The sequence below is a fragment of the Prauserella cavernicola genome, assembly GCF_016595675.1.
GTDB lineage: Bacteria > Actinomycetota > Actinomycetes > Mycobacteriales > Pseudonocardiaceae > Prauserella_A > Prauserella_A cavernicola.
Genome location: NZ_JAENJH010000004.1, coordinates 184,188 through 202,071 on the forward strand (window position 1 = coordinate 184,188; position 17,884 = coordinate 202,071).

11 protein-coding genes are annotated in these 17,884 nt (G+C 70.5%); 9 read left to right on the forward strand and 2 right to left on the reverse strand.

From position 1 onward, the window contains the following. Positions 1–20 precede the first annotated feature (20 nt). Entirely contained in the window at positions 21–1,103 is a 1,083-nt protein-coding gene (locus JHE00_RS18645; protein ID WP_200319722.1) for a LacI family DNA-binding transcriptional regulator, read from the reverse strand. An 89-nt stretch (positions 1,104–1,192) separates the two neighbouring features. On the opposite strand from JHE00_RS18645, the gene JHE00_RS18650 reads away from it, so the two are divergent. The 8 genes from JHE00_RS18650 (at position 1,193) to JHE00_RS18685 (ending at position 15,641) form a co-directional block, all read left to right on the forward strand. After that, on the forward strand, positions 1,193–2,383 hold the full coding sequence (locus tag JHE00_RS18650; protein ID WP_307832003.1) for an MFS transporter: 1,191 nt from the start codon (positions 1,193–1,195) through the stop codon (positions 2,381–2,383). A gap of 89 nt (positions 2,384–2,472) precedes the next feature. Beyond that, on the forward strand, positions 2,473–4,440 hold the full coding sequence (locus JHE00_RS18655) for a bifunctional copper resistance protein CopD/cytochrome c oxidase assembly protein (protein WP_200320403.1): 1,968 nt from the start codon (positions 2,473–2,475) through the stop codon (positions 4,438–4,440). Between the two features lie 382 nt (positions 4,441–4,822). Next, the gene (gene ettA, locus JHE00_RS18660) at positions 4,823–6,499 is read left to right on the forward strand and encodes an energy-dependent translational throttle protein EttA (protein ID WP_200320405.1); all 1,677 of its coding nucleotides are present in this window, start codon (positions 4,823–4,825) and stop codon (positions 6,497–6,499) included. Positions 6,500–6,624: 125 nt separating this feature from the next. Then, positions 6,625–9,159 (forward strand): hypothetical protein, encoded by a 2,535-nt coding sequence (locus tag JHE00_RS18665; RefSeq protein ID WP_200319724.1) that lies wholly within the window; start codon positions 6,625–6,627, stop codon positions 9,157–9,159. Between the two features lie 118 nt (positions 9,160–9,277). After that, positions 9,278–14,248 carry an NAD-glutamate dehydrogenase gene (locus tag JHE00_RS18670; protein ID WP_200319726.1) on the forward strand — a complete coding sequence of 1,657 codons (4,971 nt, stop codon included), beginning with the start codon at positions 9,278–9,280 and terminating at the stop codon, positions 14,246–14,248. Beyond that, positions 14,248–14,676 (forward strand): acyl-CoA thioesterase, encoded by a 429-nt coding sequence (locus JHE00_RS18675; protein ID WP_200319728.1) that lies wholly within the window; start codon positions 14,248–14,250, stop codon positions 14,674–14,676. Before JHE00_RS18670 ends, JHE00_RS18675 begins: the two co-directional genes overlap by 1 nt. Then, positions 14,673–15,314: a DUF8010 domain-containing protein gene (locus JHE00_RS18680; RefSeq protein ID WP_200319730.1), complete on the forward strand. Its 642-nt coding sequence runs from the start codon at positions 14,673–14,675 to the stop codon at positions 15,312–15,314. Before JHE00_RS18675 ends, JHE00_RS18680 begins: the two co-directional genes overlap by 4 nt. A 33-nt stretch (positions 15,315–15,347) precedes the next feature. Further along, the gene (locus tag JHE00_RS18685; protein WP_200319732.1) at positions 15,348–15,641 is read left to right on the forward strand and encodes a hypothetical protein; all 294 of its coding nucleotides are present in this window, start codon (positions 15,348–15,350) and stop codon (positions 15,639–15,641) included. A 6-nt stretch (positions 15,642–15,647) separates the two neighbouring features. Here the strand turns inward: JHE00_RS18685 and JHE00_RS18690 are convergent, their stop codons facing one another. Beyond that, the gene (locus JHE00_RS18690; protein WP_200319734.1) at positions 15,648–16,304 is read right to left on the reverse strand and encodes a DUF305 domain-containing protein; all 657 of its coding nucleotides are present in this window, start codon (positions 16,302–16,304) and stop codon (positions 15,648–15,650) included. Between the two features lie 146 nt (positions 16,305–16,450). On the opposite strand from JHE00_RS18690, the gene JHE00_RS18695 reads away from it, so the two are divergent. Beyond that, positions 16,451–17,881, forward strand: coding sequence for an LVIVD repeat-containing protein (locus tag JHE00_RS18695; protein WP_200319736.1), 1,431 nt, complete (start codon positions 16,451–16,453; stop codon positions 17,879–17,881). The last annotated feature ends 3 nt before the right edge of the window (positions 17,882–17,884 follow it).

The window sequence follows — 17,884 nt, forward strand, 5'->3', positions numbered from 1 at the left end:
GTGGGTAAACAGGCGAGGTGTTATCCAGGCGCCCGGCCGGTGGACGCACGCACCACCAGCTCCACGGGCAGTGTCACCGGTGGCGGCGGCTTCCGCCCGGCGAGCAGCCGCAACGCCAGCTCACCCGCGAGCGTGCCCTTGCCGTGCAGATCCTGGCGCACCGTCGTCAGTGCGGGCTCGGCCCAGCTCGCGGGAGGAGCGTCGTCGAACCCCACCACCGACAGCTCCCCGGGCACGTCCAGCCCGCGCCGCCGGGCGGCCGCGAGCGCACCGAGCGCCAGCTCGTCCGACATGCACAACAGTGCGGTCGGCCTCGGCTCCCGGTCCAGCAAGGCCCCGGCCGCCTGGGCAGCCTGCTCGCGCGAGGTGCCCGACGTCTCCCAGACCGGCACCTGCTCGACCGCGACGCCCGCCGCCACGAGGGTGTCCACGTACCCGGCGAGGCGCTCGCGGTTGTCTCTGAAAGCGCTGCCCATCGCCTCGCCGGTGGTCATCGGCCCGCCCCTCGGCTCCGACAGGCACTGGGCGGACATGATCGCGAACCGGCGATGACCGAGGTCGAGCAGATGCCGCGCGGCGGCCTCGGCGCCACCACGGTCGTCGGTGCTCACCCGCGCCGAGCCGGGAACGTGCGGCTGGTCGATCACCACGAGCGGCAGGCCCCGGTCGCGCACCGCCCGCAGCGCGGGTGCTCCGTCGGCCAGGGAGTAGGCGACCGCGAGGTCGGCCTGAGCGCTCAGCACCCGTCCGGCCGGAGGGCCGCCGTGGTCGCCTCCCGGCAGTAGGAGCAGCGCGTGCCCCTCGGCGTCGACCGCGGTGGCCAGCGCGTCGAGCGTGATCGACAGTGCCGGGTCGGAGAACGCCGCCGACACCGCTGTGTCCAGCATGAACGCGATGGCGCCGACCCGCTTCGTCGCCAGGCTCCGCGCCACCGGGTCGGGTCCCGCGTAGCCGAGTCGTTTCGCCGCGCGCAGGATCTCGTCGCGCAGTGCGCTCGAGAGCTGGTCCGGGCGGTTGAAGGCGTTCGAGACCGTCGTGCGGGACACGCCCACCGCGCCCGCGACGTCGTCGAGTGTCGGCTGCCTCCGCCGCGTGCTGGCCACCCCGGCAGTCTAGACGGACCGGGACCTTGCGTTCTCTGAAGCGCTTAAGACATGCTGGGGCAACGGTTTCCCGGGAAAGGAGCTCCGGAGTGCAGAGGCTTGCGGTGATCGTGGTCTTCGCCTTCAACGGCGCGACGCTCGGCTCGTGGGCCCCGCGAACTCCCGCGCTCAGCGAGCAGATCGGCGTCGGACCAGGACCGTTCGGGCTCGCGCTGCTCGGAGCCAGCGTCGGCATGCTGCTGTCCGCCACGATCTCGGGCAGGCTCGTCGAGCGCGTGGGTGCGCGCGCGGTGATTCTCGGCTCGTCGCTGGCGGTGTGCCTCGTCCTGCCGCTGGTGGGCTCGGCGCAGTCCGTGCCGTGGCTCGCGGCCGCCCTGTTCGGCCTCGGCGCTGCTTCCGGCGCGCTCGACGTCTCCATGAACATCGCCGGGGTGGCCGTGGAGCGCACGCTGGGCAGGCCGACGATGCCGCTGTTCCACGCGTGGTTCAGCTTCGGTGCGCTCGCCGGTTCGGGTGGTGCTGCGCTGGCGGCGGGCAACGGCTTGTCGCCCACCCGTCATCTCCTGGTCGCAGCGCTGATCGGCGCCCTGATGGTCGCCGTAGTCGTACGGGCGTTGCCCGGCGTCGCGCCGCGCACCGAGCGCTCGGTGGAGCGCCCGGCAGGTGGAGTTCCGCTGGTGCGTCGTCCCGCACTGTGGCTGCTCGCCGCGATCGCCCTGTGCTCCGCCATCGCCGAGGGCGCCAGCTCCGACTGGTCGGCGCTGCTGCTGGTCACCGAGCAGGGCGCGAGCGAAGGCGCCGCGGCGCTGGCCTATGCCGGGTTCTCGCTCGCGATGGCGTTCGCGCGGCTGGCGGGCTCGTGGACTCAGGCGCGGTTCGGGGCGGTGCGCCTGCTGACGGCCGGTGCCGCGTGTGCCGGGACCGGAGTGGTCACCGCGGCGCTGGTGGGGATCCCCGCCGTCAGCTACGCCGGGTTCGTGCTCGCCGGCGCCGGGCTGGCCGCGTGCTTCCCGGTCGCGCTCGGCCTGGCAGGCGAGGCGGGCAAGCGGCCCGACAACAGCGGCGGCGAGCGCGAGGTGGCGTTCGTCACCGCGATCGCCTACACGGGCTTTCTCGCCGGGCCGCCCGTGATCGGCGGTATCGCACACGTGACGTCGCTGTCGATCTCGTTCGTCGTGGTCGGCCTGGTCGCCGCCGTGATCGCGCCCGCGGCGCTCGCCGCCAAGCGGTTCGTGGAGCGGGAGCGGGTGGCCAGGGACTCGTCGCACGTACTCCGCTGAATCGTGCCCGGCAGCGTCGGCTTACCCTCGTATTTGTGTCCACCGAAGCCGAGCCTGCCCCGGACGCTCCCACCCGCCGCCGGGCAGGAATGGCTCCACTGCTCACGATCGGCGCGCTGCTCGCCGTGTTCGTCGCCGTGGGGCTCGTCGCGCTCTCCGGTGGAGCCGGCGCGGTCGTCGCAGGACTGACCGACCCCGGGATCGTCACGCGCTACGGCATCACCGTGGTGCGGGTCGGCGCTGACGGCGCGGCCGCGGTCTGCATCGGCTCGCTGCTGCTCGCCGCTTTCCTGGTGCCACCGCAGAAATCCGGAATGCTCGCGGCCGACGGCTACGCCGCCGTGCGCACGGCGGGTATCGCGGCGTGGGTCTGGTTCGTCTTCGCTCTCGCGTCCGTGTTCTTCACCGCGGCCGACGGTGCGGGCCGTCCCGTGACCGAGGTGCTGCGGCCCGAGGTCTTCATCAACTTCGTCGACGCCATCGAGCAGCCGAAGGCGTGGCTGTGGACCGCGCTGCTGGCGCTGCTGCTCGCGCTCGGCTGCAGGCTCATCCTGAGCTGGGGCTGGGCGACGGTGCTGTTCTTCGTCTCCGTCGGGGCGCTGATCCCCGTCGCGGTCACCGGGCACTCCGCCAGCGGCGGCTCACATGACGTGGCGACCAACAGCCTGCTGTTCCACCTCGTCGGCGCCGCGTTGTGGGTCGGCGGGCTCGTCGCGCTGCTCGCCCACGCCAGGCGACGCGGCGCCCACCTCCCGCTCGCAGCGGCCCGGTTCTCCAAGATCGCGTTGGTCAGCTGGATCGTGATGGCGGCCTCCGGCGTCATCAACGCACTCGTGCGCGTCAGCCCGGGGCAGTTGCTCACCACCGACTACGGACTGCTCGTCCTCGGCAAGGTCGTGGCCCTGCTCGTGCTCGGAGTGTTCGGGCACCAGCAGCGCCAGCGCAGCGTGCGGGGGCTCTCCGAGGGCGCGGGCGGGGGACAGCTCGTCCGGCTCGCCGCTGTCGAGGTGCTGATCATGGCCGTCACGATGGGCCTGGCCACGGCGTTGTCTCGCACCCCGCCGCCCGCCGAGGTCGCCGCGCAGCCGTCCAACACGGAGCTGCTCCTCGGCTACGTCCTCAACGGCGAGCCGACCGCGTGGCGGCTGCTCACGGACTGGCGCTTCGACCTCATCTTCGGTACCGCCGCGATCGTGCTCGCAGTGCTCTACCTGGCCGGAGTGCGCAGGTTGCGCAAGCGCGGAGACACGTGGCCGGTCGGTCGCACCGTGGCCTGGCTCGCCGCCTGCGCCGTGTTGCTGATCGCCACGTCGTCGGGTGTCGGCCGGTACGCGCCGGCCATGTTCAGCATCCACATGGTCAACCACATGCTGCTGTCGATGGTGGTGCCCGTGCTGCTCGTGCTCGGCGGGCCGGTCACGCTCGCGCTGCGGGCCCTGCCCGCCGCGGGCAGGGACAACCCGCCGGGGCCGCGCGAGTGGCTGATCGCGCTCGTGCACTCACCGATCTCGCGCGTGCTCACCAATCCGATCGTCGCGCTGGCGCTGTTCGTCGGCTCGTTCTACGGCCTGTACTACTCGGGGCTCTTCGACGGCGCGCTCGAACACCATTGGGCGCATCTCGCGATGAACGCCCACTTCCTGCTCGCCGGATACGTCTTCTACTGGCCGGTGATCGGCGTCGACCCTGCTCCGCGCAGGCTGCCGCCGCTGGGCAGACTCGGGATGGTCTTCGCGTCCATGCCGTTCCACGCGTTCTTCGGCGTGACGCTCATGAACATGCAGACCGTCATCGGCGAGGGCTTCTACCGAGGCCTCGACCTGCCGTGGGTGGGCGATCTGCTCACCGACCAGCGGCTCGGCGGCGGCATCGCGTGGGCGTCCGGGGAGATTCCCGTGCTGCTCGTCATGGTCGCGCTGCTCGTCCAGTGGGCGAGGGCGGACGAGCGGGAGGCCAAACGCCGAGACCGCCGCGAGGCAGTGACCGGTGAGCAGGATCTGGCCGCGTACAACGCGATGCTGAAGCAGCTCGCCGACCAGGGTGAGCCCAAGAAGTAGGCCACTCCGTAGCTCCCGGCACCGACGGTTTCCGTTCGGCAGAGCCGGTTCGCCGCGAGTTGTTCTTGTCGGCCGAGGTTGTCCACAGATTCCGTTCCTGCCCGTTTCGCGGGGCCGAACGGGCGCAGTCTGGATGCCGGAGCACGACCACGGTGAAGGGGGAGAGCACATGCTCAGCAGCGCTACGACAGGGAGTCGGCGAGGCCTGCGCGCAATGAGGAGGCGGTGGACGGCGACAGGGAGCGGCCAGCGGTCGGGTGAGAGCCACGAGCGGCACTGCGTTGGGTAGAGAGCTGATCACCCTGCGAGAAAAGAATCTACTGACAGTGGCTGGGTGGTGACCGGCGTCAAGGACGAGTCGGGCTCGCTCTACGATCGCAGCATGGCCGAGTTCATCTACACCATGAAGAAGGTGCGCAAGACCGTCGGGGACAAGGTCATCCTCGACGACGTCAGCACCGCGTTCTACCCCGGCGCCAAGATCGGCGTGGTGGGTCCGAACGGTGCTGGTAAGTCGACCGTCCTGAAGATCATGGCGGGCCTCGAGCAGGCGAGTAACGGCGAAGCGTTCATCCAGCCGGGAGCGACCGTCGGCATCCTCCAGCAGGAGCCGCCGCTCAACGAGGAGAAGACGGTTCGCGGCAACGTCGAGGAAGGGCTCGGCGAGATCAAGGTGAAGCTCGACCGCTTCAACCAGATCGCCGAGGAGATGGCCACCGACTACAGCGACGCTCTCATGGAAGAGATGGGCAAGCTGCAGGAGGACCTCGACCACGCCGATGCCTGGGAGCTCGACTCGCAGCTGGAGCAGGCCATGGACGCGCTGCGTTGCCCGCCGGGCGACGAGGCGGTGACCCACCTCTCCGGGGGTGAGCGTCGCCGGGTCGCGCTCTGCAAGCTGCTGCTGTCGAAGCCCGACCTGCTGCTGCTCGACGAGCCCACCAACCATCTGGACGCGGAGAGCGTGCTGTGGCTGGAGCAGTTCCTGGCGTCCTACCCGGGCGCCGTGCTCGCGGTGACACACGACAGGTACTTCCTGGACAACGTCGCGCAGTGGATCATGGAGCTCGACCGCGGCCACGTCGTCGGCTACGAGGGCAACTACTCCACCTACCTCGAGAAGAAGCGTGAGCGGCTCGAGGTGCAGGGCAAGAAGGACGCCAAGCTGGCGAAGCGCCTGCAGAACGAACTGGATTGGGTGCGGTCCAACGCCAAGGCCAGGCAGACCAAGTCCCGCTCCCGGCTGGACCGCTACGAGCAGATGGCGGCGGAAGCCGAGAAGACCAAGAAACTGGACTTCGAGGAGATCCAGATCCCGCCGGGACCGCGGCTCGGCAGCGTTGTCGTCGAGGTCGACAAGCTCAAGAAGGGCTTCGACGACCGTGTGCTGATCGACGGGCTGTCGTTCACGCTCCCGCGCAACGGCATCGTGGGTGTGATCGGTCCGAACGGTGTCGGTAAGACGACGCTGTTCAAGACGATCGTCGGCCTGGAGGAGCCCGACGCCGGCACCGTGAAGATCGGCGAGACCGTCAAGCTGTCCTATGTGGACCAGCAGCGCGGCGGCATCGCGCCGGACAAGACGGTGTGGCAGGTCGTGTCCGACGGGCTCGACTACATCCACGTCGGCCAGACGGAGATGCCCTCGCGTGCCTACGTGAGCGCGTTCGGCTTCAAGGGGCCCGACCAGCAGAAGCCGGCAGGCGTGCTCTCCGGTGGTGAGCGCAACAGGCTCAACCTCGCGTTGACGTTGAAGCAGGGTGGAAACCTGATCCTGCTGGACGAGCCGACCAACGACCTGGACGTCGAGACCCTGGGGTCGCTGGAGAACGCTCTCGAGCAGTTCCCCGGTTGCGCGGTGGTCATCTCCCACGACCGGTGGTTCCTCGACCGCGTGGCGACGCACATCCTCGCGTGGGAGGGCGACGACCAGGATCCCTCCAAGTGGTTCTGGTTCGAAGGAAACTTCGAAGGCTACGAGAAGAACAAGGTCGAGCGCATGGGCGCCGAGGCCGCCCGGCCACACCGGGTGACACACCGGAAGCTCACCCGCGACTGACCGGGGTACTTCTGCTGGAATGTGAATAGCCCTCACAGAGCGGAGTCCCCGTGGTAGCCAGTACGCACGCAGGCCGGACAGCGAACGGCCGTACGCCCGTTGCTCGCAGCGGTGCAGATGAGGCAATGGGGCCCGTGAAGCGGCTCGTCGACCAGGCGGTCGCACTCGAGTTGCGGGCGCCCGAGCTGGCGCTCGTGCTCGGCGAGCGGGCCGCCTCGCTCGCCGAGACCGCGGGCGACAACGAGCTGTGGGTGCGCGCCGAGAGCGTCGTCGTGCACGCCAGCGTGCAGCTCGGCCACCGCGCGTCGACCGTCGGCAGGGCCGTGGCCGCATTACGGGCGGCCGAGGACGCGGGCCTGCCCACCGTGGCGGCACAGCTGCGAACGGACCTCGCGGTGTGCGCCCGCAGCGTCGGCGCGCCTCTGGCCGGGCTGGCCGCGCTGCGTCCGGTGCTGACGGTGAACGGCCTGTCGGCGTCCCAGCGCGCGGCGGCGTTGTGCCACCTCGTGGGGTGTCTCGGAACGTTGGGGCGCAAGGCGGAACTCGACCGGGTGCTCATGGAGGGCGACCGGCTGGTCACGGGCGACGGCGGGCTGGACTCCGACGACACGTTGCTCGCCAGGGCCCTGATCAGGATCAGTGTGTCGGCGCACCGGCGGCGCCACGGTGACGTCATGGGCGCCGCCGATGCCGCTCGGACCGGTCTCGGTTTCCTCGACCAGCTCGAGGACCCGGCCACCGACGGCGGGCTCGCCCGCGTGCGGCTGACCCTCGAACTCGTGTGCTCCCTGCTCGACCGAGGCGAGGGAGAACTCGCGCTCGAGGTGGCCCAGCCCTTGCTGGCGCAGCCGGAGCGCGCGGCGAGCGTCGCACCGATGGGCTGGCTGCGGCTCGCCCTCGCCACCCGAGTGCTGCTGAACAACGGCTCGGCCGAGGCGGCCGGGCGCATGCTGCGCGACGCGCTGTACAGCGTCGGCAGGCACGAGCTCCACGCACTCGCGGCTCGCCTGTGGCTGGAACTGGCCAACGTCGAAGAGCGCATCGGCGAGCCTGCCGAAGCCATCGCGTGCCTGCACCACGCCCGCGCGTCCGAGCACTTGCACGCGCGTGCGCGCAGCCAGGCACGGGCGTTGCTCACCGGCGAATTCGGCTCGGGAGAGCAGGCACCCGTCGATCTGGCCGATGTCGTCGCCACCGCCGCCGAGGCCACCGTTCCCGCTGTGCCCGCCGTGCCCGCCGTGCCCGCCGATCCCGCCCCCGCGACGGAGACCGCGAGGTCCGCCGAGGCAGCCGACGCAAGGCCCTCGCAGGCCGATCCCGCGGTGCCGGCCAGGCGCGCCGAGGCACAGCCCGCCGTGGCGTCGGCCGGGACCGGATCCCGGCATGCCAGCGACGGCGCCGCTTCCTCCGACCGGACGTCGCGGCCCAGGGTCGTGCTCCCGATGTTGAGGGTCGCGCCGGAGCCCGGCGACGACGCCACGAGCACGGCACGGCACGGAGCCACGAACGGCGAGCGGCAGTCCGGCGCCTCGGCGGATGCGCACGCCGATGCGCCGACCGGGCGAGCCGATGAGCTCGGCGACCGGGTGCCGGGTCCCAGGGACAGCGAGACACCGGCGGACGCGGCTGCCGACTCTCCGGCCGGCGACGCGCTGCTCGGCGGCTCCTGGGACTCGTCGGGCAGTTCCGTGGACGAGGTGCTGGAGCGCATCAGGGCCGACGTGCTCGGTGACAGGTCCGCCGCTCGCGGCGCGCAGGCGAGCGGCAGTGGCGAGGTCACGGAATCCTCGGTGAGCAGTGAGGACATCCTCGGTGGTCGACCGGCGGACTCGCTGGGCGGCTGGGCGAGCGTGCTGAGTGACGGCTCGGGCGGCGACGCGTCGGTCGGCAGCCCGGCCGGTGACACACCGGGCGGCGAACAGCCGAGCTCACCCGGCCTCACCTCGACCGATGACTCGCCGGGTAGTGGCACGCCGGAGGAATCCGGCCTGGCCGACGCACCGGTCGGCGGACTCCGCGCCGGTGCCCAGGCCGCAGACCCGGCGGCGGAGCAGGCGACCGACCCGGCCTCCGGCGGTGACGCCGAGCTATCCGGCCGGGCCGCGGCGCGCACGACCCGCCACGACTCACAGCACGGTTCGGTCGCCGCGCGCTCGGTACTCGACCGGCTCGGAATCGCGCCCGGCGCGAACGGCGGCAGGCGGCGCGCCCCTGGCAGCGACGACCGTGCCACCGGGGCCCGGGCCGCGAACAACTGGGACGACACACCGTCCACGGAGGAGAAACCGCCGCCGGCCGAGCAGCCCGTGGTGCAGTCCAAGGAGGACGGCGGCGACAGCGGCTCCGCCTCGGACGGCTACGGCTGGTTGCCGCGGCTGCGGCTGCCGCCGTCGCTGGCGCCGCTCGACGAGCTGGGGCCCGATTTCGCCGCCGACCACGACAAGCCTGCCGCGCCAGAGCCGAGTTCGGTCGCCCACGACCTGACCCTCGACGACGAGCCGCCAGCGGACGCGGGACTCGCGGAGCTGCTGGCCAGGGCGCTCGCCGAGCACCGGGCGGGCACGTCGAGCGCGGCGGCGCTGGTCAAACAGCTCGGTGTGGACGACGAACGCGACGAGCCACGGCGCGTCAACGGTGGGTACCAACGCCACGACTACTGACGCTGTGACTCCCCGTGGCCGGAGCCGAAAGTGCTCGATTGCCCAGTCACAGTAAGGTAAAACCTGGATCGGCACATCGTGGTGTCAAGGCCAGGAGTGGAGAGTTGCGTTGCCTGACATGAGCTCGACCGGTGTTTCGAACCGGCCCGTCGGCGGGCCTGAGACCAGCCTTGCCACGCGCAGGTCGCGGAGCCCGGAACAGATCCGTGACGAGCTGGTCGACACCGCCGCCAGGCAGGCGCCGGACATCGCCGAGCTGATCCGCCTGTACTACCGGCTCATCCCGGCAGAGGAGATCATCGGCGACGATCCCGTCGACCTGGTCGGTGCCGTGCGTTCGCACCTGCAACTCGCTCAGCAGCGCGTGCCGGGCAGGCCCGCGGTGCGGTTGCTGAACCCCACCGTCGCCGAGGACGGCTGGGCGCGCGAGGCGACGGTCGTGCAGCTGGTGACCGACGACATGCCGTTCCTGGTCGACTCCGTTGCCGCCGAGCTGTCCCGCAGCGGGGTGCAGGTGCAGCGCATCGTGCACCCGATCGTCGTGGTCAGCAGGGATCTGACCGGTGAGCTGCGCGAGGTGTTCCCCGACGCCGACGCCGCCGAGCCGCCGGAGGGCGCCGCGGCCGAGTCCTGGATGTACCTCGAGATCGACCCGATCGGCGACCCGAACCGGGCGCGCGAGATCGACAACCGGCTCACGGCCGTGCTCGGTGACGTGCGCGAGGTGGTCGAGGACACCCGCAAAATGGTCGAGGCCGCGTACGGCATCGCCAAGGACCTCGACAGCAACCCGCCGCCGCTGCCGGATGACGAGGTCCGTGACGGCGCGGCGTTGCTGCGCTGGCTCGCCGCCGGCCACTTCACCTTCCTCGGTTACCGGCACTACGAGGTCGTCGAGGAGCCCGACACCGGCGAGCCCGCTCTCCGTGCGCCGCTGGCCTCCGGGCTGGGTGTGCTGCGTCAGGACAGCCTCGCGGCCAGGGGGCTCACGGCGGGGCCCGACTCGGTGGTCAGGGCGCTGGAGCCCACGCTGCTCGTGCTCACCCAGGCCAGCGCACCGTCCACAGTGCACCGTCCGGTGTACCCCTTCTACATCGGCGTGAAGACGTTCGACGAGCGCGGCAACGTCAGTGGCGAACACCGGTTCCTCGGCATGTTCACCACGTCGGCGCTGCACGAGGACGTGCTCGACATCCCCGTCATCGAGCGGCAGGTGCGCGAGGTCATCCACCGCGCGGGCTTCCCGATGGAGTCCTACTCGGGCCAGCGGATGCTCGAGGTGCTGCAGAACTGGCCGAGGGCCGACCTCTTCTCCGCCGACGCGGAGTCGCTCTACTCCACCGCCACGGGCGCGATCACGCTGTCCGACCGGCGCAGGCTGCGGTTGTTCCTGCGCCGCGACCCGTACGGCCGTTTCTTCTCGTGCCTGGTGTTCCTGCCGCGCGACCGCTACACCACGCGCTCGCGGCTGGCGATGCAGGAGGTGCTGCTCGAGGAGCTCGAGGGCACGTCGCTCGAGTACGGCACCCGGCTCGGGGAGACGTTGCTCGCGCAGGTGCACTTCACCGTCCACACGGATCCGGCGAAGACGTCCGAGCCCGACACGCTGCGCATCCAGGAGCGGCTCAACGAGGCGGTGCGCGGCTGGGACGACCTGATGGTCGAGGCGATCCTGGCCGAACGCCGCGTGCGGGCTGGCGACGGCAAGGCCGTGACGTTCGCGGGCGAGGAGTCGGCGAGCGAGCAGGGCCAGCGCTTCGCCGCGATGTTCCCCGAGGCGTACAAAGAGGACTTCTCCGCCGAGGTGGCGCTGGCCGACCTGCGCGCGCTGGAGTCCATCGACGGCCCCGGTGACGTCCGCATGTCGTTCTACCTGCCCGAGGACGCGGGCCCTGGCGAGCGGCGGTTCAAGCTCTACCTGGTCGGCGAGGGCGTGACGCTGTCGAAGGTGCTGCCGTTGATGCAGCGCATGGGCGTCGAGGTGGTGGACGAGCGGCCGTACGAGCTCATCCGCGAGGACGGCACGCTCTCGTGGATCAACGACTTCGGCCTGCGCATCGAGCCGAGGGTGCTGGAGTCGATCGGCAAGGGCGCCGAGCACGACCTGCAGGTGCGCTTCCAGGAGGCCTTCGCGGCGTCGTGGCGCGGCGACTGCGAGGTGGACGGCTTCAACGGGCTCGTGCTGCGGGCCGGACTGACGTGGCGGCAGGCGTCGGTGCTGCGGGCCTACGCCCGGTACCTGCGCCAGGCGGGCAGCCCGTACTCGCAGGAGTACATCGAGAGCACGGTGCTCGGGCACACCCGGATCGCCACGGCGCTGGTCACGCTGTTCGAGACGCGCTTCGGCCCGGTGGACCAGGGCGACCGCGACGAGCAGGTGCAGGCGCAGCTCGACGACATCAACGCGAGCATCGACGAGGTCGTGAGCCTCGACGAGGACCGCATCCTGCGCAGGCTGTCGGCCGTGATCGTCGCGACCCTGCGCACCAACTACTGGGTCACCGACGCCGACGGCGCCACCCGTCCGTACCTGGCGTTCAAGTTGGACCCGCAGCAGGTTCCGGATCTGCCGGAGCCGCGGCCCGCGTTCGAGATCTTCGTGTACTCGCCGAGGGTCGAGGGTGTGCACCTGCGCTTCGGCTCGGTCGCGCGAGGCGGTCTGCGCTGGTCGGACCGCCGGGAGGACTTCCGCACCGAGGTACTGGGCCTGGTCAAGGCGCAGGCGGTGAAGAACGCCGTGATCGTGCCGGTCGGCGCGAAGGGCGGGTTCGTCGTGAAGCGCCCGCCGACACCCACCGGCGATCCCGGCCTCGACCGCGAGGCCCACATGTCCGAGGGCGTGGCGTGCTACCGGATGTTCATCTCCGGCCTGCTCGATCTCACCGACAACCTGGTCGAGGGCGGCACGGTGCCCGCGCCCGGCGTGCTCCGCTACGACGGCGACGACAACTACCTGGTGGTGGCGGCCGACAAGGGCACGGCGACGTTCTCGGACCTCGCCAACGAGGTCGCCGCGAGCTACGGGTTCTGGCTCGGCGACGCGTTCGCCTCCGGTGGCTCGATGGGCTACGACCACAAGGCGATGGGCATCACCGCCAAGGGCGCGTGGGAGAGCGTCAAGCGCCACTTCCGGGAAGTGGGCGTCGACACCCAGTCCGAGGACTTCACAGTCGTCGGCGTCGGTGACATGGCCGGCGACGTGTTCGGCAACGGAATGCTGCTCTCCGAGCACATCCGGCTGGTCGCGGCGTTCAACCACCTGCACATCTTCCTCGACCCGAACCCCGACGCCGCGTCGTCGTTCGCGGAGCGCACGCGGCTGTTCGAGCTGCCGCGCTCGTCGTGGGACGACTACGATCGCTCGCTGATCAGCGAGGGCGGCGGCATCTTCCCGCGCAGTGCCAAGACGATCCCGATCAGTCCGCAGGTGCGCGAAGCGCTGGGGCTGGCCGACGACGTGCGCAAGCTCTCGCCCGCCGAGCTGGTGAACGCGATCCTGCTCGCTCCGGTCGATCTGCTGTGGAACGGCGGCATCGGCACCTACGTCAAGGCGGAGGACGAGCGGCACTCCGACGCGGGTGACAAGGCCAACGACTCGGTGCGCGTCAACGGCAGCCAGCTCCGCGTGAAGGTGGTCGGCGAGGGCGGCAACCTCGGTCTGACCCAGCGCGGGCGCATCGAGTTCGCCCGCCACGGTGGCAAGGTCAACACTGACGCGCTCGACAACTCCGCCGGGGTCGACTGCTCCGACCACGAGGTCAACATCAAGATCCTGCTCGACCAGCTGGTGTCGGCGGGCGAGCTCGGCCAGGAACAGCGCAACGAACTGCTCCTGGAGATGACCGACGAGGTCGGTGAGCTGGTGCTCGCCGACAACTACCGGCAGAACGCGGTGCTGGGCGTCAGCAGGGCGCACGACGTGGCGATGCTCTCGGTGCACCGCAGGCTCGTCAGCGCACTGGAGGAGAAGGGCGCACTCGACCGCGAACTGGAGGCGCTGCCCGCCGACGGCGAGTTCGCGGCACTGGAGAAGTCCGGCCTCGGCCTGACCTCGCCGGAGCTGGCGACACTGCTCGCGCACGTGAAGCTGGACCTCAAGGACGAGCTGCTCGACAGCGAGCTGCCCGATGCCGAGGTCTTCTCTCGCCGGTTGCCTGAGTACTTCCCGGCGCCACTGCGGGAAGGCTTCGGCGGCGCGATCGGCGCGCACCCGCTGCACCGGCAGATCACCACGACCCTGCTGGTCAACGAGGTGGTCGACGGTGCGGGTATCTCGTACGCGTTCCGGCTGGCCGAGGAGCTCAACGCCACCGCCACCGACGCGGTGCGCGCCTACGCCGTGGTCACCGCTGTCTTCGGGCTGCCCGCGCTCTGGGACGGCATCGCCGAGCTCGACAACGTCGTGCCGACCGACGTCGCCGACAGCATGGTGCTGGAGACGCGCAGGTTGCTCGACCGCGCGGCGCGCTGGTTCCTGACCAACCGGCCGCAGCCCCTCGCGGTCGGGGCGGAGACCTCCCGCTTCGGTCCCTCGGTGGCGCAGCTGATGCCCATGCTCGACCAGCTGCTCTGCGGGCACGAGGTGGAGGCGGCGCGGGCTCGGGCCGACGAGCTGGTGGCCGAGGGCGTGCCGCGCGAGCTGGCGACGCGGGTGTCGCTGCTGCTCTACAGCTACAGCCTGCTCGACATCACCGAGGTCGCCGAGCTGGCCGAGCGCGAGGTCGGGCTGGACACCGAGCGCAGCCCGGTCGAGACCGCGGAGCTGTACTACGCGCTGTCCAACCACCTGGGGCTCGAGCGCATGCTGACCTCGGTCAACGCGCTGGAGCGCGGCAACCGCTGGCACGCGCTGGCCAGGCTCGCGCTGCGCGACGACCTGTACCTGTCGATGCGCTCGATCACCCTGGACGCGCTGCAGCACAGCGACGCGGAGGACTCCGTGGCGGACAAGATCGAGAAGTGGGAGCAGGTCAACGCCTCGCGGCTGGCCAGGGCGCGCGTGACCCTCGACGAGATCAAGCAGTCCGGCAGGCTCGATCTGGCCACACTGTCGGTGGCCGCGCGGCAGATCCGCAGTACGGTGCGCTGATGGGCGAGTACGTGACACTGGTCCGGCCGCGGTGGTCGGACATGGACGCCTTCGGGCACGTCAACCACGCGAACATGGTGACGTTGCTCGAGGAGGCCCGGGTGCCGTTGCTGTTCGCCGAGGCCACCGATGAGGGGCTCAGCGACTTCGTGAACGGCATCGTCGTGGTGAGCCTCTCGGTGGACTACCGGTCGCCGATCGTGGTGACCGGCAGCGACGTCCGGGTGGACATCACGCTCAGCGAGCTCAAGCGCGCGTCGTTCACCCTCGCCTACCGAGTCCACAGCGGACCGTCCGAACAGGACACCGTGGCGGTGCTCGCGCGCACCACGCTCGCGCCGTACGACCTCGCCGCGGCGCGGCCGCGCAGGCTCTCCGACGCCGAGCGTGAGTTCCTGAGCTCGCGAATTCCAGGAGCCGAGTCGTGACCGAGCTGTACATTCCCGACCCCGCCGACCGCGAGACCCTGGGTGCCTTCATCGCCAGGGCGGTCCGGCTCGACGGCAACGCCGTGATCCGGCTGCGCTCCCGGGGACCCGGAGTGCTCGAGGCGTGGGCCGCCACGCCGTTCGACGTGCTCGTGACGCGGGCCGTCGAGGGCGAGGTGACGCCGTCCGACGTCTCGGTGTCGGGCAGCGAGCTGCTGGCCGCGCTCACGGTGACGCCGGGGGAGCGGATGGACCCCGGCCCGCCGCGCGATCTGCTGTGGCGTTCGGAGCTTCCTGCGCAGGGCGGTGGCGGCTGGCAGCAGGTGGACACCCTGCCCGCCGCGGTGGTCGCCGACCTGGCCGACCGCGGCGTGGAACTCGCGCGCGAGAACGTCGGCCCACAGGGCACCCCGCCCGCGTCGCTGATGGACCAGACGGTGCTCACGGTGTCCGGCGGGTCGTTCGAGATCAAGGTGCCCATGCGGTGCCTGTTCGCCCTGTCCGGCATGGGCTTCGTGGACACCTCCGTCGCTGACGACGTGGTGCGCGTGACCGCGACCGACTCGTGGCTGCGCCTCGACGCCCGCTACGGCGCCGTGCTGCGCCGCAGGCACGCGCTGTTGCCACTGTTGCTCTAGCACGAGTGCGGCGCCGGTGACATGGTGGAGACCATGACCGAGCAGCAGCGTCCGAACGAGGACCCGACGGCCGAGTGGCTGGACAGCGTGCGTACGGAGGAGACCCCGTGGCGGGTCGACCGGCCTGCGGGCGCCGAGCCGACCACCACCTACGCGGCGGAGGAACAGAAGCTCAGCCGCGCGCGCAGGGCGGCGCGAGCGGTGGGCGACGCGGCGCCGTTCGTGGGGCTCGCGGCGACAGCGGGCTGGGTCGCGACCGAGACGTTCGGCGACGATCAGGGCGAGGTCGATCCCGGAATGGACGTGGATCCGGGAGGGGCCGGCTGAGCTGACTCAGGCGTCGCCCATGCCCCGCATGTGCTCGATCTCGTCGGTCTGCCCGGTGATGATGTCCTGAGCCATCGCGATGGCGCGGGGTTCGATGCCGCCGCCGAGCTGCTCCTCGGCCATCGTCAGCGCACCCTCGTGGTGGGTGATCATCAGCTGGAGGAACTGCCGGTCGAACTCGGCGCCCCTGGCCGCGCCCAGCGCGTCGAGCTGCTGCTGGGTGGCCATGCCCGGCATCTGCGCGTGGTCGTGGCCACCACCGTGCTCGCCGTGGTCACCGTGCCCGTCGTGCGGGGACGCGGCGTCGAAGTCCTCGAGCCAGGTCTCCATCACCGAGATCTCGGCCTCCTGCGAGGCGGCGATCCGGCCCGCGATGGCCTTCACCTGCTCGCCGGTGGCGTGCTGCTCGGCCAGGTCCGTCATGACGATCGCCTGCTGGTGGTGCGGGATCATGTTCGTCATGTAGCGCACGTCGGCGTCGTTGGGCTTCGGCTCCTGCCGGTGCTCGGCCGCCTCGTCACCGGGCACGACCTTCGCCTGCTCGCCCGGCTTGTCCGGCATGATCACGTCCGGCGCCGACTGCTCCGGTGGAGCCTCTTCCGCCGTGCAGCCCGCCAGTGCGAAGAACACGACGGCCACACCCGCCGCCAGCCGCCGTCCCATGCGCGCAAGCGAACCCGGTGCACCGGCCGAAAGTCAATATGGATGCCGGTTGCGCCGGGAAAATCCATCCATTCGTCGCTATCACCCGGAAGGTGCCACGGCGAGAATGAGGCCCGAACCTTGCCGGTCGAGAGGAGAACTGAAGAGTGAAGCCTCGGAGACGTCTTCGGTTGGGCGGGATTCTCGTCGCAACGGTCGCCGTGTTGGTGGCCGGTACCGCGACCAGTACCGCCGCCGCGCAGGACACGAGCCCCCCGAGCCCCGGTGTGGACGAGATCGTCCACAGCCCCAACATGCGGCAGCTGACCAACCTGCCGAAGGAAGGGCCGTTCGCCTCGGAGTCCGCCTTCAACACCGACATCGCGTTCACCAAGAACCACGCGATCGTCGGCAACTACGACGGTTTCACGATCTACGACGTGCGCAAGCCGCACAAACCTCGCGTCGTCAGCCAGGTTCTCTGCCCCGGCGGTCAGAACGACGTGTCGGTCTCCGGTGACCTGCTCTTCCTGTCGACGGACTACGCGCGCACCAACGACACCTGCACGAGCGAAGCCTCGGTGGCCTCCGACCCGAACTCGTGGGAGGGCATCAAGGTCTTCGACATCAGCAACCTGGCCAAGCCCGAGTACGTGGCGGCGGTGCGCACCGACTGCGGTTCGCACACCCACACCATGGTGCCGGACAAGAAGCGCAAGTCCGTCTACCTCTACGTGTCGTCCTACTCGCCCGCGGCGAACCTGCCGAACTGCCAGCCCCCGCACGACAAGATCTCGATCGTCGAGGTGCCCACCAAGCACCCCGAGCGGGCGGCCGTGGTGGCGGAGCCGGTGCTCTTCCCCGACGGCGGCAACCCCGGAGGGCCGAACCCCGACGGCACCAACCGCTCGGCGACCACCGGCTGCCACGACCTCACCGCCTACCCGGAGAAGAACCTCCTCGCGGGTGCGTGCATGGGTGACGGCGTCCTGTTCGACCTGTCGGACAAGCTCAACCCGCGGGTGATCGACCGCGTGCAGGACAACGTCAACTTCGCGTTCTGGCACTCCGCCACGTTCAACAACGACGGCACCAAGGTCGTCTACACCGACGAGCTCGGTGGCGGCGGCATGGCGACCTGCAACGAGAAGTTCGGGCCCAACCGCGGCGCCAACGGCATCTACGACGTCGAGGGGCGCGGCGACAAGCGGTCACTGGAGTTCGCCAGCTACTACAAGCTGCCGAGGCACCAGTCCGAGAACGAGAACTGTGTGGCGCACAACGGTTCGCTGATCCCGGTCAAGGGCCGCGACATCATGGTCCAGGCCTGGTACCAGGGTGGCGTCTCGGTGTGGGACTTCACCAACTCGGAGCGGCCCAAGGAGATCGGCTACTGGGAGCGCGGCCCGCTGTCGGACACCGAGCTCATCACGGGTGGTTCGTGGTCGGCGTACTACTACAACGGCTACATCTACTCGTCGGACATCCAGAAGGGCTTCGACGTGCTGGCCATCAACGACCCGCGCACCGCGTCGGCGAAGTCGGTCCGCTACGACGAGTTCAACGTCCAGACCCAGCCGAGCTACGGCCGCCGCTGATCC